At 70.5% G+C, this 15,691-nt stretch carries 18 protein-coding genes; 13 read left to right on the plus strand and 5 right to left on the minus strand.

Translation table 11 applies throughout. The annotated features are described in order from the left end of the window. Positions 1–359: 359 nt before the first annotated feature. The 6 genes from KDL01_RS29955 to KDL01_RS29980 all read left to right on the plus strand — a co-directional run bounded on the left by KDL01_RS29955 (position 360) and on the right by KDL01_RS29980 (position 7,718). Positions 360–1,655, plus strand: a complete 1,296-nt coding sequence (locus KDL01_RS29955) for a glycosyltransferase (protein WP_246577197.1) — start codon at positions 360–362, stop codon at positions 1,653–1,655. Positions 1,656–1,755: 100 nt separating this feature from the next. Then, positions 1,756–3,321: an ArnT family glycosyltransferase gene (locus tag KDL01_RS29960; protein ID WP_212532010.1), complete on the plus strand. Its 1,566-nt coding sequence runs from the start codon at positions 1,756–1,758 to the stop codon at positions 3,319–3,321. After that, positions 3,318–4,475, plus strand: coding sequence for a glycosyltransferase (locus KDL01_RS29965; protein WP_212532011.1), 1,158 nt, complete (start codon positions 3,318–3,320; stop codon positions 4,473–4,475). The genes KDL01_RS29960 and KDL01_RS29965 overlap by 4 nt, the downstream gene beginning before the upstream one ends. Next, positions 4,472–6,568: a galactose oxidase early set domain-containing protein gene (locus KDL01_RS29970; protein WP_212532012.1), complete on the plus strand. Its 2,097-nt coding sequence runs from the start codon at positions 4,472–4,474 to the stop codon at positions 6,566–6,568. Before KDL01_RS29965 ends, KDL01_RS29970 begins: the two co-directional genes overlap by 4 nt. Beyond that, positions 6,565–7,035, plus strand: coding sequence for a hypothetical protein (locus KDL01_RS29975; RefSeq protein WP_212532013.1), 471 nt, complete (start codon positions 6,565–6,567; stop codon positions 7,033–7,035). Before KDL01_RS29970 ends, KDL01_RS29975 begins: the two co-directional genes overlap by 4 nt. Beyond that, the gene (locus KDL01_RS29980) at positions 7,032–7,718 is read left to right on the plus strand and encodes an SCO family protein (protein ID WP_212532014.1); all 687 of its coding nucleotides are present in this window, start codon (positions 7,032–7,034) and stop codon (positions 7,716–7,718) included. The genes KDL01_RS29975 and KDL01_RS29980 overlap by 4 nt, the downstream gene beginning before the upstream one ends. On the opposite strand, the gene KDL01_RS29985 is transcribed toward KDL01_RS29980, so the two are convergent. Beyond that, on the minus strand, positions 7,693–8,583 hold the full coding sequence (locus KDL01_RS29985) for a hypothetical protein (protein WP_212532015.1): 891 nt from the start codon (positions 8,581–8,583) through the stop codon (positions 7,693–7,695). The genes KDL01_RS29980 and KDL01_RS29985 overlap by 26 nt on opposite strands. Positions 8,584–8,658: 75 nt before the next feature. On the opposite strand from KDL01_RS29985, the gene KDL01_RS29990 reads away from it, so the two are divergent. Next, a complete protein-coding gene (locus tag KDL01_RS29990; protein WP_212532016.1) occupies positions 8,659–9,093 on the plus strand; it encodes a VOC family protein in 435 nt (144 codons plus the stop codon). Positions 9,094–9,112: 19 nt separating this feature from the next. Here the strand turns inward: KDL01_RS29990 and KDL01_RS29995 are convergent, their stop codons facing one another. After that, positions 9,113–9,271: a hypothetical protein gene (locus KDL01_RS29995; RefSeq protein WP_212532017.1), complete on the minus strand. Its 159-nt coding sequence runs from the start codon at positions 9,269–9,271 to the stop codon at positions 9,113–9,115. Between the two features lie 245 nt (positions 9,272–9,516). Between KDL01_RS29995 and KDL01_RS30000 the strand changes: the two genes are divergently transcribed. Continuing rightward, positions 9,517–10,500, plus strand: a complete 984-nt coding sequence (locus KDL01_RS30000; protein WP_368861680.1) for an arabinan endo-1,5-alpha-L-arabinosidase — start codon at positions 9,517–9,519, stop codon at positions 10,498–10,500. A gap of 218 nt (positions 10,501–10,718) precedes the next feature. Here KDL01_RS30000 and KDL01_RS30005 read toward each other — a convergent pair whose 3' ends face one another. Further along, positions 10,719–11,396 carry a PRC-barrel domain-containing protein gene (locus KDL01_RS30005; protein ID WP_212532019.1) on the minus strand — a complete coding sequence of 226 codons (678 nt, stop codon included), beginning with the start codon at positions 11,394–11,396 and terminating at the stop codon, positions 10,719–10,721. Between the two features lie 200 nt (positions 11,397–11,596). Here KDL01_RS30005 and KDL01_RS30010 point away from each other — a divergent pair, with 200 nt between their 5' ends. Both KDL01_RS30010 and KDL01_RS30015 read left to right on the plus strand, forming a co-directional pair. Continuing rightward, on the plus strand, positions 11,597–12,130 hold the full coding sequence (locus KDL01_RS30010) for a ferritin-like domain-containing protein (protein ID WP_212532020.1): 534 nt from the start codon (positions 11,597–11,599) through the stop codon (positions 12,128–12,130). A 129-nt stretch (positions 12,131–12,259) separates the two neighbouring features. Further along, positions 12,260–12,739, plus strand: a complete 480-nt coding sequence (locus KDL01_RS30015; RefSeq protein ID WP_212532021.1) for a hypothetical protein — start codon at positions 12,260–12,262, stop codon at positions 12,737–12,739. A 47-nt stretch (positions 12,740–12,786) separates the two neighbouring features. Here KDL01_RS30015 and KDL01_RS30020 read toward each other — a convergent pair whose 3' ends face one another. Next, positions 12,787–13,209 carry an STAS domain-containing protein gene (locus KDL01_RS30020; protein WP_212532022.1) on the minus strand — a complete coding sequence of 141 codons (423 nt, stop codon included), beginning with the start codon at positions 13,207–13,209 and terminating at the stop codon, positions 12,787–12,789. A gap of 223 nt (positions 13,210–13,432) precedes the next feature. On the opposite strand from KDL01_RS30020, the gene KDL01_RS30025 reads away from it, so the two are divergent. Continuing rightward, on the plus strand, positions 13,433–13,918 hold the full coding sequence (locus KDL01_RS30025; protein ID WP_212532023.1) for an ATP-binding protein: 486 nt from the start codon (positions 13,433–13,435) through the stop codon (positions 13,916–13,918). A 103-nt stretch (positions 13,919–14,021) separates the two neighbouring features. Beyond that, a complete protein-coding gene (locus KDL01_RS30030) occupies positions 14,022–14,423 on the plus strand; it encodes an STAS domain-containing protein (protein ID WP_246577199.1) in 402 nt (133 codons plus the stop codon). On the opposite strand, the gene KDL01_RS30035 is transcribed toward KDL01_RS30030, so the two are convergent. Then, positions 14,369–14,737 carry an STAS domain-containing protein gene (locus tag KDL01_RS30035; RefSeq protein ID WP_212532025.1) on the minus strand — a complete coding sequence of 123 codons (369 nt, stop codon included), beginning with the start codon at positions 14,735–14,737 and terminating at the stop codon, positions 14,369–14,371. The genes KDL01_RS30030 and KDL01_RS30035 overlap by 55 nt on opposite strands. A 234-nt stretch (positions 14,738–14,971) precedes the next feature. Between KDL01_RS30035 and KDL01_RS30040 the strand changes: the two genes are divergently transcribed. Next, positions 14,972–15,691 (plus strand): STAS domain-containing protein (locus tag KDL01_RS30040; RefSeq protein WP_212532026.1); only part of this gene is annotated, 720 nt, incomplete at its 3' end.

Below are 15,691 nucleotides of genomic sequence, written 5' to 3' on the forward strand. Positions count from 1 at the left end.
GGGGCCGGGGACGGGGGAGTGGGCCTTCGTCCCCAACCTTGCCATGTTCTGCAGCGAATGGCCGCTAACCAGGGGGTTTCTGCTGATACAGGTACTGCCGGAGCCCCCCGGGGCGCGAGCGCGCGGCCTGGCCCGACACCGGCCGCCGCGTGATCAATATGACCGGGTTTTATCCGGAGAAATGACCTTCGTAGATCATCGTTAACTGATTCTTCACGCATTTCACCACATGTGAATTGCTTGTAAATAAGGGACCGCAAAGGCCGTTTTTGGTAGAGGTCTTGCCTCCGCTTGACCTACCGTTGGCACTACTTCGCCTCAGGCGATCCACGCGTGGTGCAACCTTTGGGGGGTTGAACATGCTGACTGAACTCGCCTTGAGCACGTTCGTCGTGCTCACGGGCCTGTTCCTCACCGCGATAGCCGGCGGCACGCTGTTCTGGCAGCTGCACGCCTGGCACACGCCGGAGATCCACGCGGCCACCGAATTCCGGCCGCCCGAGAGTGAGAGCGCCCTGTCATTCTCGCTGTTGATCCCGGCCCGGCACGAACAGGCGGTGCTGGCCTCGACCGTCAGAAGTGTACTGGCCAGCCGGCATCACGACTTCGAGATTCTGGTGATCGTCGGACACGACGACCCGGAAACGGCCGCGGTGGCCCGGCAGCTGGCCGCGGCCCATCCGGAGCGGGTGCGGGTCGTGGTGGACACGCACGAGGTCAAGAACAAGCCCAAGGCCCTCAACAGCGCCCTGCCGCTGTGCCGCGGCGAGATCATCGGGGTATTCGACGCCGAGGACCAGGTCCATCCCGATCTGCTCGACCACGTCGACCACGCGCTGCGCGAGACCGGCGCGGAGGTGGTGCAGGGCGGGGTGCAGCTGATCAACTTCCGCTCCAGCTGGTACGCGCTGCGCAACTGCCTCGAGTACTTCTTCTGGTTCCACTCCCGGCTGCACCTGCACGCGGCCCACGGCTTCATCCCGCTCGGCGGCAACACCGTGTTCGTGCGCGCCGCGACGCTGCGCGAGAGCGGCGGCTGGGACGCCGAGTGCCTGACCGAGGACTGCGACCTGGGCGTACGCCTGTCCAGCCGGGGCGCCAAGGTGGTGGTGGCCTACGGCGCGGACCTGGTGACCCGGGAGGAGACCCCGGGCTCGATCAAGGCCCTGATCAAGCAGCGGACCCGGTGGAACCAGGGCTTCCTGCAGGTCTACCGGAAGGCGGAGTGGCGCCAGATCCCGGACCTGCGCCGCCGGCTGCTCGCGCGCTGGACGCTGGTGACGCCGTTCGCGCAGGCCCTGACCGGCGTGGTGATCCCGATCGGCGTCCTGGTCGCGCTGCTGGGCGGCGTGCCGATCGCGGTGGCCCTGATCAGCTTCCTGCCGATCGTCCCGACGCTCGGCACCTTCGCCTTCGAGACGGTCGCGCTGCACGAGTTCGGCCGCCTCTACAAGCTGCGGGTACGCCCCTTCGACTACGTGAAGCTGATCGTGGGCGGCCCGTTCTACCAGGTCCTGCTGGCGTTCGCGGCGTTGCGCGCGGTCTGGCGGGACCGGCGCGGCGAGGGCGGCTGGGAGCTGACCCAGCACGTCGGCGCGCATCTCGACGCGCAGGAGCCCGGCGTGGGCGCCGGGCTCGTGCCGGATCCCGCGTAGAGCAGCGCGGCAGCACGTAACGACCCACCGACGCGGCAGGGAGGCCGCGCCGGGACGGGGTCGCCATTCATTCACACCTTGCTGAGGGGGGACACGCATCATGGCTCTCGCCGTGGCGGATCGCGCCGAGCTGATCGAGCAGGAACCCGAGCCGATACGCCGCAGGAACCGGTTCCGGCCGCGTCGGGACGTGGTGATCCTGGCCGCATTGATCACCGTCGTGCTCCTGGTTCAGGGCTGGAACATCGCCGACTACCCGACCGTCAGCGACGACGAGGGCACCTATCTCGCCCAGGCCTGGGCCATCCAGCACGGCCACGGCCTGGCCCCGTACACCTACTGGTACGACCACCCGCCGGCCGGCTGGATCCAGCTGGCCGCCTTCACCTGGCTCCCGGCGCTGTTCACGCACTCCGACCTGATCGCCGCGTACGCCAGGATCGTGATGCTCCCGTTCACGGCGGCGGACGTGGCGCTGCTCTACGTGCTGGCCAAGCGGCTCTCGGGCTCGCGCTGGACGGCCGCGGCCACCGGCGCGCTGTTCGCGCTCTCCCCGCTCTCGGTCACCCTCCAGCGCGAGGTCTTCCTGGACAACCTCGCGGTCTTCTGGATCCTGCTCGCCTTCGTGCTGGCCTCCAGCCCGCGGCAGAACCTGTGGATGCACGTCTCCGCGGGCGCGGCGGCCGCGATCGCGGTGCTGTCCAAGGAGACGATGCTCATCGCGCTGCCCGGCCTGATCGTGGCGCTCTACCGGCACGCGCATCCGCGCACCCGCAAGTTCACCCTGGCCGGGTTCTTCACCGCGCTGTGGCTGGTCGCGGTGTTCTATCCGGTCTACGCGCTGCTCAAGGGCGAACTCGTGCCGGGCCCCGGACACGTCTCGCTGGTCGGCGGCATCGAGTTCCAGATGGACCGGCCCGGGTCGGGATCCGTATTCGCCACCGGGACCGGCTCGTGGACCACGCTGCACGACTGGCTCTACTACGACCCGGTCATCGTGCTCGCGGGCGTCGCGGCGCTGGTCCCGATGCTCCTCGTGCGCAACTACCGCGGCCCCGCGGTGGCCGGGCTCGCGCTCGTGCTGATGGCGTTGCGGCCGGGATACCTGCCCGCGATGTACATCATCCAGCTGCTGCCCTTCTTCGCGCTCGCCATCGCCGGGCTGGCCCACCAGGTCGTCAGGGTGCTGCTCACCGGCGAGCGGGCCGTGTGGGTGCGCAGAACCGCGGTCGGCGCGCTGGCCGTCGCGGTGCTGGGCCTGGTCGCCCCGCGCTGGATCGCGGGCGACGCGACCGCGCTGAGCACCGATCCGAACCTCACCTACGCCCAGGCCGCCGACTGGATGCGGACCCACCTGCACCCGACGCAGAGCACGAAGATCGTGGTCGACGACGGGCTCTGGCTCAACGCGGTGGCCGACGGCTTCCAGCCAGGCTACGGCGCGATCTGGTTCTACAAGGTCGACCTCGACCCGGCCGTCGAAGCGGTCCTGCCGCACGGCTGGCGCTCCATCCAGTACGTCGTGTCCACCCCGACCATCCGCGCCGACCTGAGCTCACTGCCCACGGTCGACGCCGCGCTGGAGCACTCGCGGGTGCTCGCCAGCTTCGGCACCGGCGCCGGAGCCATCCAGGTCCGCCAAGTCCTCGATGGAGACAACTCATGAGCGCCACCACCGAATCCGGCCTGCCCGCCACGGCGATCGGGCCCCGCCCGCACTCCCCGCTGACCGTGCTGGTGCCGACGTACAACGAGGCCGAGAACGTCAGGCCCCTGCTTTCCGCGCTGGAGGCGGCGCTGGACGGGCTGCCGGCCGCGCGGGTGCTGTTCGTGGACGACTCCTCGGACGGGACCGACGAGCTGATCCGGGAACTCGCCCCGACCCTGGGCATCGAGGTCGGCGTGCTGCACCGGGCCGAGCCCGCCGGCGGGCTCGGCGGCGCGGTCGTGGCCGGGCTGGCCGCGGCCGAGACCCCCTGGTGCGTCGTGATGGACGCCGACCTGCAGCATCCGCCGGAGCTCGCTCCGGCCCTGGTCGCCGAGGGGGAGCGGACCGGCGCGCAGCTCGTCGTCGGCTCCCGCTACCGCGCCGGGCACCGGGCCGAGGGCTTCACCGGCCCGGTGCGCTCCCTGGTCTCCCGGCTGTGCACCCGCCTGGTGCGCCTCGCCTTCCCGCGCACGCTGGCCGGCATCACCGACCCGATGAGCGGCCTGTTCGCGATCCGACGCGACCTGTGGGAGCGCGCCGAGCTGCGGCCCGAGGGCTACAAGATCCTGCTGGAGCTCGCCGTGCGCACCCGCCCGACCGTCGTGGCCGAGCTGCCCTATCGGTTCCGGCCCCGGCACTCCGGCGAGTCCAAGGCGGGCTACGCCGAGGGAGTGCGGTTCCTGCGCCACCTCATCCGGCTGCGGCTGTCCGGCCCGCGCGGCCGGATGCTCGGCTTCCTGCTCATCGGCGCCTCCGGCACCGTGCCGAACCTGCTGGCCACCTGGCTGCTGATCCGGCTCGGCGTGCACTACCTGCTCGCCGCGATCGTGGCCAACCAGGCCGCGATGCTGTGGAACTTCCTGCTGATCGACCTCGCGCTCTTCCACCACCGGCGCACCGGACGCCCGGCCTGGCGGCTGGCCCGCTTCGCCCTGCTGGCCAACGCCGACCTGGTCGGGCGCATCCCGCTGCTGTCCCTGCTCGTGCACGACACCCGTCTCGGACCGATCTGGGCGTCCGGCGTGACCCTGCTCGCCGCGTGCGCGGTGCGCTTCGTGATCGCCGACCGCGTCCTCTATTTGCCTGCGAAGGCGGAGGCATCCTCATCATGAAACGCTTGTCCGTCCGGGCGTTCGGCAGACGCCTGGGCATCCTCCTCACCGTCACGGCCACGGCCGCGATGGTGGGTCTGACCGCCGCGTCCCCCGCGGACGCTTCGGTCAACCTGATCGCCAACGCCGACATGCAGACCCTCGGCTCCGGCGGGTTCCCGCTGTGCTGGGAGCAGTCCGGCTACGGCAGCAACGTCGCGGCCTTCTCCACCAGCTCGCAGACGGAGGCCGGCGTCGGCCACGCGATGCAGATCACCGTGTCGCAGGCGGGTTCCGGCGACCGCAAGGCGATGATGCAGGAGAACCAGTCCTGCGCGCCGGACGTGACGCCGGGCCACCAGTACCAGCTCGGCGTCTGGTACATGTCCAGCACGGCCGACGCCGTCATCACGATGTTCCGCCACGACACCCAGGACGGCTGGGTCTACTGGCAGGACCTGACGCAGCTGCAGGTGGAGTCCTCCTACACCTACGCGACCGTGGACACCCCGGCGATCCCGGCGAACACCGACCAGATCACCTGGGGCGTCACCATCTACGGCGTCGGCACCTTGCTCACCAGCGACTACTCCATGTACGACATCACCTCCCCGACCAGCGACGCCTCGTGCAGCGCGGGCGCGGCGTGCACGCAGGGCTCCTGGCAGGTGCTGCCCTTCGACACCCCGGTGCGCGCGATCCACGCGGTACTGCTCGACAACGGCGACGTGCTGATGATCGCGGGCTCCGGCAACGATCCGGACGCGTTCGCGGCCGGCACCTTCGAATCGGCGGTCTACGATCCACAGGCCGGCACCTTCACCGTGATCCCGACGCCGAGCGACATGTTCTGCGCCGGCCACGTGCAACTACCCAACGGCGACGTGCTGATCCTGGGCGGGAACGCGGCGTATCCGGCGGCGGACGGCAGCCACGGCTACGAGGGACTGAAGACCTCGTACATCTTCGACCCCACGACGATGGCCTACGAACAGGTCAACGACCTCAACGACGGCCACTGGTACCCCTCGGCCACCGAACTCGGCAACGGCGATGTGATCGCGCTCGGCGGCCTGCGCGCCGACTCGACCGGCTCGGTCACCGCGGAGTACTTCTCCTACGCCCAGATGCAGTGGCTCCCGCTCAGCCAGGTCAACCAGACCTGGTCCTTCTGGGGCCTGTACCCGGCGATGATCCTGATGCAGAACGGCGACCTGTTCTACACCGGCAGCCACGTCTTCGGCGACAACATCACCCCGGACGCCTCCATCTACGACTATCAGACCAACACGGTCACCGCGGTCTCCGGCCTGCAGAACCCGGACATGACCGACCAGTCGATGTCCGTGCTGCTGCCGCCCGCGCAGAACCAGGAGGTGCTCACGGCCGGCGGCGGCAACGTGGACACCACGAACCCCGCCGTCGCCACCACCGATCTGATCGACCTGTCCGCCGCCGACCCGACCTACACCGCGGGTCCGACGCTGCCGCAGGGCACGCTCGGTGACGGCAGCACCGAGCCGGTCGGCGAGGGCAAGATGTACGTCTCGCTCGTAGACCTGCCGAACGGCAAGGTGCTCGAGACCGGCGGCGGCCTGATCGACCGGGAGGAGCCGGTGTACGAGGCCTCCATCTACGACCCGATCGCCGATACGTTCAGCGAGGTGGCCAGCGACCCGGTGCCGCGCACGTACCACTCCTCGGCCTTCCTGCTGCCCGACGGCCGCGTGATGGCCGTGGGCAACAACCCCGGGGACGGCAGCTTCGACATGCGCGTCTCGGTCTACACCCCGCCCTACCTCTACGACGGACCGCGGCCGCAGATCACCTCGATCGCGAGCACCGAGTGGACGTACGGCTCCACCCAGAACATCACGGTGGACTCGGCGGACGGCGGCGTCACCTCGGCCGAGCTGATCCGCCCGGCCGCCGTGACCCACTCCTCGGACCCGAACCAGCGCTACGTCGACCTGCCCGTCACCGTCAACGCGGACGGCTCGCTGAGCCTGAACGTCACCGACAACGACGACATCGCCCCGCCCGGCTACTACATGCTCTTCGTGGAGAACGCCGACGGGGTCCCGTCCCTCGCGCAGTGGGTGCATCTGACATGAGCAGACTGACGAAGCCGGGCGGCCCCGGCCGGAGTGTCGCGGCGCGGCGCCTGCTGATCCCGGCCGCGGTGATCGTGGCGCTGCTCGCCGCCGCCGGGGTCGCGGCCTCGGCGGCCAGGCCGGACCCGCACCTGTCCGGCCCGGTGTACGCGCGGACCCCGGGCCAGTACGTCGTGCCCCAGGCCACGGCGCTGACCGGCGACAAGTCCAAGGCCGTGCCGAACAAGAAGGGCCCGTCGAAGGTCGTCGAGCCCTGGAACGTCGACGGCTGCGACCACGACTACGGCACACCGAACGAATGCGTGCCCTGGGTCGTGCCCGGCAAGACCACGGCCGCGCGGTGCACCTGGCTGCTGGCCGAGGGATTCAAGCCGTTCAAGGTCTACGGCCGGGACCGGCAGGACCTCAACCCGGCGCACACCGCGCTGGCCTGCTCGGCGGCCGACCTGAAGGTCGGCGCGGCGTGATCGGGAAGAACAGGGCGTGGCTCGGGACCGCCGCCGCGATCACCACCGCGGCAGCGGTCCTGAGCTCGGCCGGCTGCGCCGCGCAGTCGGCCGGGAAGTCGCCCGGAGCCTCGCAGTACAAGCCGATCACGGTCATCGACGCCACCGGGGTCTCCGCGGCCTGGCCCTACTACGGGACCGAGGTGAACCCGCCGCTGCCCAAGCCGGACTGGACGCTCACCGACACCGCGGGAGCCGCGTACGACGTCCAGGCCAGGACGAAGGGCCGGATCACCGTGCTCTTCTTCGGCTACACCTCCTGCGCCGACGAGTGCCCGACGATGATGGCCGACATGGCCGCCGCGCTGCGGACCGTGCCCGCCGCGGTCGCCGACCAGGTGAGCGTGCTCTTCGTGACCGTGGATCCGGCCTACGACAACGGCCGCCGGCTCAGCGAGTGGCTGGGCCGGTTCTATCCGCGCTTCGTCGGCCTGACCGCCCCCGACGCCACCGTGATCCACGACGCGGGAGAGCTCGGCATCCCGGTCGACCCGCCGGTGAAGGTCGACGGCGTGGACTCGGTGCGGCACGGCACCGCGGCGGAGGTGTTCAACCAGTCCGGCTACGCGAACTTCTTCTGGGGCCCGAAGACCTCGGTCCTCGACATCGCGCACGACCTCAATCAGCTGACGGTGAGGGACTGACGAGATCCTCGAAGGCGAGGAACTCCAGGGCCTGCTGGAATTTCTCGAGCGGCCGCGGGTGCAGTTCGTAGGCCCAGCTCGGCACGTCGACCTCGCCGCGCATCCGGCAGTAGCAGGCGAGCGCGTACGCACGCTCGCCGGTGGTGAGGTAGCCGAGGTGGCCGGACAGGCCCAGCTGCATGTTCGCGGTGAAGACGCCGAAGCCCAGATACACCGTCAGCAGGTCGGTCAGCTGCTCGTGATCGGCCTGCCGCGTGGTGACCCGGCCCTCGCCGAGCAGGCGGCGGTGGGCGAGCTCGTGCGCGAGGAGCGCGACGAGCCGAACCGGGTCGGTCGTCTGGGCCCGCTCGATCTCGATGGAGGGACGGCCGAGCGAGAGCTTGACGTCGAGGAAGCGCAGGCGCAGATACGGCGGCGTCCGGTAGCGGCCCACGACGTGCCGGTTCCCCTGATCGCCCTGATCCGAGGGCGCGGCCTGATCGATCCGGTCGCGCAGGCGCAGTTCGACCTCGCGCGGATCGACCCCCATGAGCGAGCAGATCCGGTCGTAGAGCCGGTATATCTGGTAGTTCGACCCGTCGTACGGCACCGGCAGCAGATCCGAATCCGGCAGGACCACCGGCCCGCGTGCCGCCTGCTCCCCGAACTCCCGGACGCACCAGCGCAGCGAGCGCTCGATCCACTCCCGCTGCTCGGGACTGACCGGACACACTGGCGGGGGAGTGGGACGACGGCCCGCGCGGGCGGCGCGTGCCGCGTCGCCCGGCCGGCTGCTCTGCGGGAACCATCCCGCGGTCATGAAGAAGAGCACGGTGACGCCGCATGCGACACCCAGCAGGATGAGGAGCACGTGGACCGCGTGCATCGGCGCCCCCCTCAGGCCGCGGACTGTGTTGGCTTCACCGTATCGCCAAGGTATCGCTGTCGCTAAGGTGGGCCGATGACGTCGATCAGACAAATCCAGGTCACCTTCGACTGCGCCGAGCCGGAGCGTGTCGCCCGTTTCTGGTGCGAGGTGCTGGGATACGTCGTACCGCCGCCGCCCGAGGGCTTCGCGACGTGGCACGAGTTCGATCGTTCGCTCCCGGTCGAGAGCCAGGGTGCGTCGTTCGCCTGCGTAGATCCGACCGGCGTGGGCCCGCGCCTGTACTTCCAGCGCGTCCCCGAAGGCAAGGTCGTCAAGAACCGCGTGCACCTCGACGTGCGAGTCGGCACCGGACTGGTGGGTGAGGAGCGCCTGGCCACGCTCAAGGCCGAGTGCACGCGCCTGGTCGCGCTCGGCGCGGTGTGTGTGCGTGTTCTGGTCGCCGACGAGGAGAACGAGTCGTGCATCGTGATGCAGGACGTCGAGGGCAACGAGTTCTGCCTCGACTGACGGCCGGCCCGCGGCCGCGTCACCGGTCCACCGGCCGGCCCAGGTCTTTCAGGGCCCTGCTCGTCTCGGCGTAGGCGTAGAGCCAGAACGTCACCCGGTGCCCGTTGAAGCTGAGCGTCGCGAACGGCCAGGTGGCGTTGAAGCTCTCGATCCTGGCTCCGCCGCGTATCCAGCTCATCGGCCCACCGTCCCCGGCTTCGGCGGCGGCGCGGCTGATGTCAGGGTCCGGATGCCGCGTCGGCGCACCCCCGGCGCACTGAGCACCCTGCGGAACTTCTCTGATTGCCGCGGGCCCCGGTTGTCCGTACGTTCTTTGTGAGCGCTCACATTGCTTGTCCACACCCACGGGCGCTCGTACCCACTCGAGCAGGGAAACGGAGGCACGCCTTGACGACCAACCCCCGACGACGTGGGAACGCGTCCATCACCCGCGGACCCCGATCGTCCCTCGTCCTGCTGCTCCTGGTGCTGATCGCCGCGGTGCTCTCGGCCGGCGGCGCGGGCGCCGCCGGCTACCCGAACCCCGAGACGATCAGCGGTTCGACCTACGCGCACGACCCGTCGATGGTCAAGACCTCGTCCGGGCGCTACTACCTCTTCTACACCGGCGGCGGGATCGAGATGAGCACCTCGACCGACCGCGTCAGCTGGAGCTCGGACGGGCAGGTGCTCGCCTCGGGCGCGACCTGGGCCACGGCCTACGGCGGCTACGACGACCTGTGGGCGCCGGACGTCTCGTACCACAACGGCGTGTACTGGCTCTACTACGCCGTCTCCTCGTTCGGCTCCAACGTCTCCGCGATCGGCCTGGCCACCAGCACCACCGCCGCGCCCGGTTCGTGGACGGACCACGGCCTGGTGTACGCGTCGCAGAGTTCGAGCGACTACAACGCCATCGACCCGGCGCTGCTGGTGGACACCTCAGGGCACTGGTGGCTCTCCTTCGGCTCGTTCTGGTCCGGCGTCAAGATGATCCAGATCGACCCGTCCACCGGCAAGCAGCTCGCGAGCAACACCACGCGCTACAGCATCTCCGAGCGGCCGAGCCCGGACGCGGAGGAAGCGAGCTACGTCTACCCGCACGGCGGCTACTACTACCTGTTCACCTCGTTCGACTACTGCTGCCGCGGTACCAGCAGCACCTACCGGATCATGGTCTCCCGCGCGACCAGCCCGACCGGTCCGTACACCGACGAGAGCGGCGTGGCCGCGACCGCCGGGGGCGGGACCCAGATCCTGGGCACGCACGGCTACGTGATCGGCCCGGGCGGGCAGTCGATCCTGTCCGACACCGACGGCGACGTGCTGGTCTACCACTACTACTCGGGCAATCTCAACGGCACGGCCCAACTCGGGCTCAACCACCTGTCCTGGGGCTCGAACGGCTGGCCCACCGTGGTGAGCTGAGCCGAGCCGAGCTCACCGAGCCTCGGCCCGCACGTCCACCGAATGCGGTAACGACCGTTCGCCGCGCGCCGCGTACACCCCGGCAGGCACCTGGCCGGGGTGTACGCGGCGCGCGGCGCGGCATGCGCTGCCGGCTGATCGACCATCTCGCCGAACCCATGCCGCACTTCCCGTACTTCGCAGCGGCCTGAGCGCTCTCGCAGTAGCCTGCGACCACCTCAGCTCCGGTCGCCGCCCGCGCCACCGCCGTGGGCCAGTTCGAGCTCGGGCAGGTCGCGGACCTCGTCCTTGGCCAGGCGCAGCCGGATGCCGTCCGTGACGCTCTCCACCGCGCCGATCGGAATGGCCACGGTCTTCTTGCCCCACAGGTGGCCCTCGTCCAGCAGCACGTGCGTGACCTGCTCGTCGCTCGGGTCCACGGCCAGCCCGCGGACCTTGCCGATCCGGCCGTCGGTGGCCTCGACGCACTGGCCGCGCCGGATCTCCACCTCGCCCAGCGGCACCCGGTCCCGGCTGACCGGGAGCGGAGAGCCGCCGGTGCCGCCGAGTGCGCCGGCTCCGGGCAGGGTGGCGCCGAGCGGGAAGTACGGCATCCACAGCGTGTTGTCCACGCCGAAGCCGAACTCGTCGTCCTCGGCCGGCAGGAACTCCTCGGTCTGGGCGTGTTCGAATCCTGCGAACCTGGCCCGGTCGCAGCCGAGCGTGATCGCCGCGCTGCCCGTGGGCGTGGTCACATCCTGCGCGGGCACGAGGCGGGCCCCGCTCGGGCCGTCCTGCGGCTCGACGACGAGGTACGTCAGGGTGCGCCTGACCGGGTCGAGGATGACGCGGGTCAGCGTGCCGCAGACCCCGTCCGTGCAGGTGACCTCGGTCCCGATGGTGTACGTGGCGTCCATTGCGCTCTCCTAGCCTTGCTCCGGATCAGCGTCGGCGCCCTGGCCCCGACCCGTCGCCGGTGTGGAAGATCCGGTTACCCGGCCGCGCCGATCCGAATCGCGGGGCCCGGCCGACCCGTGTGACCGCGCCCGATCCGGGTAAGCCGCAGAGTCCGACCGAGACGACTCTTCCCCGCGGAAGATCCTGGACAGGAGAGCGTATGAACGACGACTTCGTACTGGATGTGGAGCGGATCCGCGCACAGGCGCGGCAGAGGATGGAGGCCGGCGCGCGCACCCCGGCGCTGAAGGTGGACCCGGAGAAGGTGATCGCGCTGCTCAACGACGTGGTGGCCACCGAGATCGTGTGCTGGACGCGCTACACCCGCCACGCGATCTCGGCCGTGGGCATCGACCGCGCCCAGGTCGCGGCGGAGTTCACCGAGCACGCCGGACAGGAGCTGCAGCACGCGCTGTGGGCCGCCGAACGCATCTCCCAGCTCGGCGGCAACCCCGACTTCGACCCCGGCACCCTCGCCCAGCGCGCGCACACCGACTACACCGCGCCCGCGCCGAAGGACCTGCAGCAGATGCTGCGCGACAACCTGCTGGCCGAGCGCATCGTCATCGAGTCCTACCAGGAGATCGTGCGCTGGCTCGGCGACCGCGACCCGACCACGCGGCGGCTGCTCGAGAAGATCCTGGAAGAGGAAGAGGAGCACGCCGACGACATCCTGGACCTGCTCGACTCCTAGGGGCCTGGCTCCGGCTCCCAGGTTTCGTGTCGATGCGCGAGGTTACCCGCTACCCGCACGACGATCACCGAGTCCCGAGAGTCACCGAATCCCGAGCATCACTGAATCCTGAGAAGGGTTGTCGCCGAGATGGCCGAGCACGTTCACCCCGCGTACCTGCGTACCCTGCGAACCGTGGCCGAGCGCCGTGCGGTGGACGAGGCCGAGGCCGTGCTCACCGCCGCGTGGATCGACCAGCTCGCCGCGGCCCGCACGGAGGTGCTGGGAGCGATCGCGGTCGTGAAGGCGGCCCAGGCCAGTGCCAGGACACAGCTGCGTGCGGCGCAACAGGGCGTCCGGCCGGCCGTGATCGCCTGCGCGCACCAGCGGTTGGAGTTGGCCGAGCGCGCGCATACCGACGAACTCGCGGCCGCGCACGCCTTCCTCGACCGGATCGACGGCCACCTCGAGCAGGCTCGCTGGACGGCGACCTTCCGCCAGGCGCGGCAGCGCGAGGACCTCGAGCAGCTGCGGCGAGCCTGGTCGGCCGCCCATGCGTCGAGCGCATCGAACGAATCGAGCGACGGCGACGCGTGGACGGCCGACCTCACCGGGCCGTCCCACGAGTGACCGTGGCGCGGCCCGGCCGTTCTCCGAAGAGACTCCGGCGCGAGGGCTCAGGCCGCGACGTGCTGCTGATCGATCTCCGCCGACGGATACTCCTCGCCCAGGTCCGCGCCCGCCTGGCGCAGGAACTCGCGGATCCGCGGGCGGGTGCCCGACCAGGCCAGCCGCCTGCCACCGGTGGCCAGCAGCACAGCCAGGTCCTCGAGTTCCGCCAGGCCGGTGAGATCCAGGAAGTACAGCCGCCGCAGGTCGAGCACGAGGACCTCCCCGGCCTCGACCGCGCCGGCGCTCGTCACCTGGACCAGCGCCATGGCCCACTCCGGCGACATCACCGTCCAGCGGTCCAATTCGCCCTCCAGCGTGAGGACCGCCACGGCGCCGTCGTCGCCGGGGATGGCGGGGCCGGTGCCGTCGAGGATGCGTAGATGGGCACTGAGATGCGCGAAGGCGTCGGGGTGCGGGACGTGCGGCATGGCGGGTCTCCAGGCTCGGGCGGCAGCGGGCTACGGGGAAGTCATCGCGGGTACCCGGGCGCGTCGCGGGCATGCGAGTGGGCCGGCCGTCGGCTACCGTGACGAATCTCTTGGCGAGGGGGGCGTTTGCCCTCGAGCAACCCGGGCATATGGCCTCGCCGGTACCACAGGGAAGGACGGCTCGTGAGCCAACAGCACGTCGAACCGCCGAGCGCGGGCGGTCATGCGTAGCACGCCCGACCGTTTCACCGGCACCGCCGCACCCGCCCTGCCGGGAACCGGGTTTCCGCTACCCCGCGCGGGCGCGCAGGACGAGGGCCGACGCACGATGACCTGCGATCTTCCGGGCGAGTCCGGTTCGATCGCCGCGGCGCGCGAGCATGCGCGCACCTTTCTCGACCGGGTCCGGCCGGCGCTGCCCGCGTCCGTCGTCGAGGACGCCGTGCTCGCGATCAGCGAGCTGGTGACCAACGTGGTGCGCCACGCGCCGGGCCCGTGCACGCTGCGGCTCGAGGTGGACGAGCGGGCGGTGCACATCGCCGTGAGCGACACCTCCTGCGTCACACCGAAGCTCAAGCCCGCGCACCCGCAGGGCGTGGGCGGCTTCGGCCTGCCCATGTTGTTCTCGCTCGCGCGCGACGTCGAGACCGAGGTGTACGAATCGGGCAAAACGGTCTCGATGTCGCTGGCCCGCGACCGGGCCGACTGAACGCGGTGCGGTGGCGCGCAACGCGGCCCGGGCCGGGGCATATACTGAACAACTCACGCACATGCGAACATTGATACGAGAATACACAGATGGGGTGGCGAGTATGAGTGTGGCGAGCGCCTTCGACGTACGGATCGATCGCTCCGCCCGGCAGACCGTCGTGCGGCTGATCGGCGAACTCGATCTCGCGACCTGCGAGCACATGCGGCAGGCGGTGGCGGACGACGCGCTGTGGGACGCGCCGGTGGTCTTCGACCTGTCCGCGCTGAAGTTCTGCGACTCCTCGGGCCTGCGCGAACTGCTGGACCTGCACCGCCGCGCCGCCGCCCGCGAAACCCCGCTGCGCCTGGCGGGCGTGAGCGCCGAGGTCAACCGGGTGTTCGAGCTGACCGGCGCGCTGCAGTACTTCGACGTCTACCCGGACGTGGCCGAGGCGCTCGCCGATCCGGCTCAGGGCTCCGACTCGGGCTCCGCGGGGAAGAGCGCGGACAGTCCGGAGAGCTGAAACAGGTGGCGCAGATGCCGGGGTTGCGCGCTCAGCACGAGCCGCACCCCGGCCGCGTCGGCCCGCTGGCGGGCCAGGATCAGTGTCGCGAGGCCGCTCGAATCGCAGAAGTCCAGGTCGGCGCAGTCGATCTGCAGTTCGGTGACCGCGTGTCCGCGGCACTGCTCCAGCCGCGCGGCCACCACGTCCAGCAGGCCCGGCGCGGTGACGAGGTCGAGTTCGCCGCGCAGCCGCAGCCGCAGCCGAGTGCCGTGGGTGATCACCCGCACACCCTGCTCGAATCGGGCCATGGTCGGTGTGTCGAAGGTCTCCACGTCACTCACCCTCTGGTCGGTCGCTGAACTCCGGATCGGTGCGGACGCACACCGCCGGGCCGCGTCGAGCCGCCGCCACCGCCGTGTGTCCACCCACGCGTGTCGTCCGGTTCCGAGTGCCCGACCGGCGCCGGGTTATTCGGTGCCGGCTGCAATGGGGCCCCGCCGCCCATGGTCGCGGGGGCGGGAGGCGAGGCCGTATGGTGGAGCCGTGTCCAGAACCGGTGGTGAGCTGTGAAGTGGTCGTTGCTGGGCTCGCCGCTGCAGTTCGCGCTCACCGTGGAAGAGGGCGTGCCGGTCCTGCACGTGGCCGGCGAGCTGGACTACGCCTCGGTCGAGGTGTTCGAAGACGCGGTCGAGCGGGCCAGCCTCAGCGGCGGTGACCGCGTCGCACTCGATCTGAGCCGGTTGACGTTCTGCGACATCCCCGGTGCGCGCGCCCTCTACCGCCAGCACGCGCGGTTGGAGTCGGTGGGGGTGCGCCTCGAACTGCCCAACCCGCACAGTTCCGTGCGGCACGTGATCGAGGCGGCCAGGCTGCCCCACCCGTGGGACTTCGGCGCCTCCGTCGCGGCCCAGGACGCGGCCCAGGCGCACCGCGAGATCCTCACCGACGCGCTCTCGGCCGCGATGCGCGCGACCGGCGCCCGGATGGGCAGCGCCCAGTACTTCCACCAGGCCACCGGCACCCTCCGCCTGGTCGCGCAGCCCGGCTTCGGCCACCGCTTCACCTCGTTCTTCGAGACCGTGCGCGGCTACGACACCAGCTGCGGCACCGCGGCCACCGAACAGCGCCCCGTCTTCGTGGGAGACGTCCGCACCTCGCCCATCTTCGCCGCCAGCCCCGAACTCGACGTACTCGTCGCCTCCGGCGTCGGCTCCTGCGTCTCGATCCCCGTCATCACCGGCGACGGCCTGCTCGGTGTCGTCTCCACCCACCAGTCCTGGCCCACC

The organism is Actinospica durhamensis (assembly GCF_018139695.1).
Classification (GTDB): Bacteria; Actinomycetota; Actinomycetes; order Streptomycetales; family Catenulisporaceae; genus Actinospica; species Actinospica durhamensis.

Excerpts from the sequence above, each read along its gene's own strand:
- KDL01_RS29955 (WP_246577197.1), top strand. The coding sequence starts at position 360 with ATGCTGACTGAACTCGCCTTGAGCACGTTCGTCGTGCTCACGGGCCTG.
- KDL01_RS29960 (WP_212532010.1), top strand. The coding sequence starts at position 1,756 with ATGGCTCTCGCCGTGGCGGATCGCGCCGAGCTGATCGAGCAGGAACCC.
- KDL01_RS29965 (WP_212532011.1), top strand. The coding sequence starts at position 3,318 with ATGAGCGCCACCACCGAATCCGGCCTGCCCGCCACGGCGATCGGGCCC.
- KDL01_RS29970 (WP_212532012.1), top strand. The coding sequence starts at position 4,472 with ATGAAACGCTTGTCCGTCCGGGCGTTCGGCAGACGCCTGGGCATCCTC.
- KDL01_RS29975 (WP_212532013.1), top strand. The coding sequence starts at position 6,565 with ATGAGCAGACTGACGAAGCCGGGCGGCCCCGGCCGGAGTGTCGCGGCG.
- KDL01_RS29985 (WP_212532015.1), bottom strand. The coding sequence starts at position 8,583 with ATGCACGCGGTCCACGTGCTCCTCATCCTGCTGGGTGTCGCATGCGGC.
- KDL01_RS29990 (WP_212532016.1), top strand. The coding sequence starts at position 8,659 with ATGACGTCGATCAGACAAATCCAGGTCACCTTCGACTGCGCCGAGCCG.
- KDL01_RS29995 (WP_212532017.1), bottom strand. The coding sequence starts at position 9,271 with ATGAGCTGGATACGCGGCGGAGCCAGGATCGAGAGCTTCAACGCCACC.
- KDL01_RS30005 (WP_212532019.1), bottom strand. The coding sequence starts at position 11,396 with ATGGACGCCACGTACACCATCGGGACCGAGGTCACCTGCACGGACGGG.
- KDL01_RS30010 (WP_212532020.1), top strand. The coding sequence starts at position 11,597 with ATGAACGACGACTTCGTACTGGATGTGGAGCGGATCCGCGCACAGGCG.
- KDL01_RS30015 (WP_212532021.1), top strand. The coding sequence starts at position 12,260 with ATGGCCGAGCACGTTCACCCCGCGTACCTGCGTACCCTGCGAACCGTG.
- KDL01_RS30020 (WP_212532022.1), bottom strand. The coding sequence starts at position 13,209 with ATGCCGCACGTCCCGCACCCCGACGCCTTCGCGCATCTCAGTGCCCAT.
- KDL01_RS30025 (WP_212532023.1), top strand. The coding sequence starts at position 13,433 with ATGCGTAGCACGCCCGACCGTTTCACCGGCACCGCCGCACCCGCCCTG.
- KDL01_RS30030 (WP_246577199.1), top strand. The coding sequence starts at position 14,022 with ATGAGTGTGGCGAGCGCCTTCGACGTACGGATCGATCGCTCCGCCCGG.